This is a genomic window from Bradyrhizobium sp., assembly GCF_049581145.1.
GTDB lineage: Bacteria > Pseudomonadota > Alphaproteobacteria > Rhizobiales > Xanthobacteraceae > Bradyrhizobium.
This window is the reverse complement of the sequence record NZ_JBAURI010001281.1, coordinates 1-3,810: the sequence shown is the minus strand read 5'-3', so window position 1 is coordinate 3,810 and position 3,810 is coordinate 1. Positions and strand designations below refer to the sequence as shown.

Sequence of the window (3,810 nt, the reverse complement as noted above, 5' to 3'; positions counted from 1 at the left end):
GCTCCGTAACGAAGAGGCGCCGCCGGAGATGCCGTCGCCGCCGGAGCGCAAGCAGAAGATCATGCACGGGCGGCTGACGATCGGCGGCCAGGTGCTGATGGCATCCGATGCGCCGCCGGAACATTTTCACAAGCCACAGGGTTTTGCCGTCTCGCTCACGGTCGGCGATCCCGGCGAGGCCGAAGCCAAGTTCAAGGCACTGTCGGAAGGCGGCAGCGTCAATATGCCGTTCGGGAAGACCTTCTTCTCCAGGGGATTCGGGATGTGCGTCGATCGGTTCGGCATTCCCTGGATGGTCAACAGTCCGCTCGAGGGTCAGTGAGCGGCACTAGCGGCAGGAGCGATACATCGCGTTGAGCTCGCGCCCGCGCAACAACAACAGCCGCGACGTCAGGCCGCCGCGGCGGATGATCCAGTCCCGGACCGGCCCAGGGTAGGCCTCCAGCACCAGTTCGGAGGCCTCCGGCTCGGCATAGGTGCGGCCGCGGCGGTCGATCGACCGCGCTGCGTGAAAGCCCAGGATGGCGCGGCGGGTCACGCAGATGCGGTTGCTGGGCACGATGCTCAGCACCAGGGTGCAGGCCGACAGGCAGGGGCCGTCGATCACCACGCGCTCACCGGAGTCCCGCACGCTCTCGAACATATCGAGAAACGGGCCGACCTTGCCGCCGGGGCTTGCGAGAATGCGGACCTCGGCATGCGCCAGCATCGAGGCGAAGGCCCACAGGGCGACCGCAAGAACAAGGGTGAGGATAATTCGTGTTCGCAATCTGGCCTCATCCGTTTCGCCGTGTGCCGCGCAGAGTCGGCAATCCGATGCCCGCGGCGTCGAAGCCGCCGTCGACCGCCAGGATCTGTCCGGTGATGTAGCTGGCGCGGTCGGAACTCAGGAAGAAAATAGCCTCCGCCAGCTCTTCTTCAAGGCCGTAACGATTGAGCGGGATCGCATCGTGATAGTCGGCGCGGATCTCCGCGGTGTGCACGGCCTTCGCCATCGCGGTGTCGACCGGGCCGGGCGCCACGCCATTGACGCGGATGCCGAGCGAAGCCAGTTCGACGGCGAGCTGCTTGGTCAGATGGGCAAGCGCCGCCTTGCTGGTGCCGTAGGCCGAACGCAATGTGGAGGCACGTACCGCCGAGATCGAGGTGATGTTGACGATTGCGCCGCCGCCATGTTCGCGCATCAGCGGCGCGGCCGCCTTGGTGCAAAGCAAGGGTCCGGTGAGATTGACCGCGAGGATCCGGTTCCAGGCGTCGTCGGAGGTTTCGAGCAGCGGCGCGAACACCGCGACGCCGGCATTGTTGACGAGAGCATCCAGCCGGCCGAAGCGTTTGGTCAAGGTGACGATGGCCGCGGCTACGGCGGTTGCGTCAGACACGTCGCAATGCAGCGCCAGCGTCTGTTCGGCGCTGTCGAGGTGCGCGATTGCCGCCCGCAGCAATTCGCCCTCGATATCGAGCAGGGCGACGCGCCAGCCGTCGGCGAGGAAGCGTTTCGCCGTGGCGAGCCCAATGCCGCGCGCGGCGCCGGTGACAAGGGCGACTCTTTGGGGAGAGGGGGCCATATTTTCCGTCGTCCTTCGAGACCAGCCAGGTTCTGCGAGGTCTGAGCATCGCGGACCCGGTGCTCAAGATGACCGAAAGCGCCTCGTGGTCAAGCCGCCGTGGCGTCCTGATCGCACTCGCGATTGCCGCCAGCCTGGCGCCGGCCGTTGGTCGATGACGCGCCCGGCATCAGGGGCCGGCGAGCTCCTGGCTGGCCACGAACTCGGCAAACCGAGGAATTATCCCAGCGCCGCCACCGATCGCAGGTATGTCCCGACGCGCCGAGATCGGTATTGTTTGGCTGCCCAACAAAGTCGAAGCGAATGTCGGGGCCGTCGAGCCCGGTTCGTCTTGTTCACAGGTGCCGGTTCGACGAGCCAACCAAGAGGACTTTCCATGTCGCTGACCCTGTATTTCCATCCGCTGTCGTCGTTCTGCTGGAAGGTGCTGATCGCATTGTATGAGAACGACATCCCGTTCGCGCCGAAACTGGTCGATCTCGGCAGCGAGGCCGAGCGGGCGGCGCTATCGAGGCTGTGGCCTATCGGCCGGTTTCCGGTTTTGCGTGACGATGCCCAGGATCAGACGATCCCGGAGTCGAGCATCATCATCGAATATCTCGACCGGCAGTATCCCGGCCGGACACGGTTTATCCCGGCAGATCCCGACCGTGGCTTGCAGACGCGGCTGCGTGACCGCTTCTACGATCTATATCTGCATCTGCCGATCCAGAAGATCATCGGCGACCGGCTTCGCCCGGACGGCACGGAGGACCCGCGCGGCGTGGAAGAGGCGAGGGCGCAATTGCGCATCTCCTACCGCATGATCGAACGGCAGATGGCGTCCGGCGGCTGGGCGATGGGAGAGGCCTTCAGCCTTGCCGATTGTGCGGCGCTGCCGCCCTTGTTCTACGGCAACATGGTCGAGCCGCTCGGCGCGGGCTGCAGCAAGGTCAATGGCTATCTCGAGCGCCTGAAAGCGCGGCCGTCGATCGCGCGGGTGATGAGGGAAGCCGAACCGTATTTCCAGGTGCTTCCGAAGGAAAGTCGTTGAATCGCGCCGGTGGCTTGTGGCGCGCGCACGAAACCCGGGCGGCGCCCGCGGTCGGCCAATGACCTCCCGGGTAATTTCGCGACTTCGTGTCGGTGCTGCAAAACGTCGTTCGTCTTTGAGGAGCGCCGCCCCGCAATCGGCCCTGATGACATAGCAAACGGAGAAGAGTGATGCGATTCATGATGCTGATGATCCCAAAGGGCTACGAGACGGCAACGCCCGGCACCATGCCGCCGGTCGAGGCGGTCGCCGCGATGATGAAATACAACGAGGTGCTGAAGGAGGCCGGTGTGCTGATCACGCTCGACGGGCTGCATCCGCCCTCGATGGGCGCGCGGGTGTCGTTTGCCGGCGGCAGGCCGGTCGTCACCGACGGACCCTTCACCGAGAGCAAGGAGGTGATCGGCGGGTATTGGATGATCGAGGTGAAATCGCGCGAGGAGGCGATCGGCTGGGCGAAAAAATGCCCGGCCTCCGGCAACGAGATCATCGAGATCCGCCAGGTTCAGGAGCTGGCCGACTTTCCCGCCGATCTTCAGGAAGCCGCTGGGGGCTTTGCGGAACTGCAAGGCAAGTCCGCCGGCCGTTAACGACTGCAAACGTTCGTTCCCGCTGCCTGAGCGCGAATGGTTGTCGCTCTCAGGCCTTTGGTCATGATCTCCGCGCCAACGCGTTTCCCGTGTGGTGCGGGGAAAACCGGGATCACCCTTCGGGTCGTGGCCCTGGGGGCGTGCTTTTCCGGATCATGCTGTAGTGACTTTGAGCCCGGCTCATGTAAACGTCCTTCACATGAGCTGGCGCAAGGAAGAGCGCCGCGCCGAGCGCGGCTATCACCACGGTAATCTCAAGGAGGCATTGCTGCAGGCGGCGCTCGACCTGATCGCGCAGAAGGGCGCGGCCGGGTTCACCTTCGCCGACGCCGCGCGGATGGCCGGCGTCAGCCCCGCGGCGCCCTACCGCCATTTTCGCGACCGCGACGAATTGCTGTCCTCGATCGCGCAGCGTGGCTTCGAACAGTTCGAGGCGGCGCTGACCAGTGCCTGGGATGACGGCCGACCCGACACCGTCACCGCGTTCGAGCGGGTCGGCAAAGCCTACCTCGCGTTCGCCCGCGACGAGCCCGCATTCTATTCGGCGATGTTCGAGTCGGGCCTGCCGGCCGACGCGAATCCGACGCTGATGGCTGCGAGCGAGCGTGCGTTCGGCATTCTC

Annotated in this window: 6 protein-coding genes; 4 read left to right on the top strand and 2 right to left on the bottom strand. The window is 65.1% G+C overall.

Annotation, left to right across the window (positions count from 1 at the left end; all coding sequences use genetic code 11):
• Positions 1-322: VOC family protein (locus WCB02_RS40615; RefSeq protein ID WP_423968303.1), on the top strand; the 322-nt coding region annotated here is incomplete at its 5' end.
• Positions 323-328: 6 nt separating this feature from the next.
• On the opposite strand, the gene WCB02_RS40610 is transcribed toward WCB02_RS40615, so the two are convergent.
• On the bottom strand, positions 329-709 hold the full coding sequence (locus WCB02_RS40610; protein WP_423968306.1) for a hypothetical protein: 381 nt from the start codon (positions 707-709) through the stop codon (positions 329-331).
• A gap of 67 nt (positions 710-776) precedes the next feature.
• Positions 777-1,565 carry an SDR family NAD(P)-dependent oxidoreductase gene (locus tag WCB02_RS40605; protein WP_423968300.1) on the bottom strand — a complete coding sequence of 263 codons (789 nt, stop codon included), beginning with the start codon at positions 1,563-1,565 and terminating at the stop codon, positions 777-779.
• Between the two features lie 376 nt (positions 1,566-1,941).
• On the opposite strand from WCB02_RS40605, the gene WCB02_RS40600 reads away from it, so the two are divergent.
• The 3 genes from WCB02_RS40600 to WCB02_RS40590 all read left to right on the top strand — a co-directional run.
• Positions 1,942-2,598 (top strand): glutathione S-transferase family protein, encoded by a 657-nt coding sequence (locus WCB02_RS40600; RefSeq protein ID WP_423968298.1) that lies wholly within the window; start codon positions 1,942-1,944, stop codon positions 2,596-2,598.
• A gap of 170 nt (positions 2,599-2,768) precedes the next feature.
• Complete coding sequence (locus WCB02_RS40595) at positions 2,769-3,188, top strand: YciI family protein (RefSeq protein WP_423968296.1); 420 nt, start codon at positions 2,769-2,771, stop codon at positions 3,186-3,188.
• A gap of 199 nt (positions 3,189-3,387) precedes the next feature.
• A partial coding sequence (locus WCB02_RS40590; RefSeq protein ID WP_423968294.1) for a TetR/AcrR family transcriptional regulator occupies positions 3,388-3,810 on the top strand: 423 nt, incomplete at its 3' end.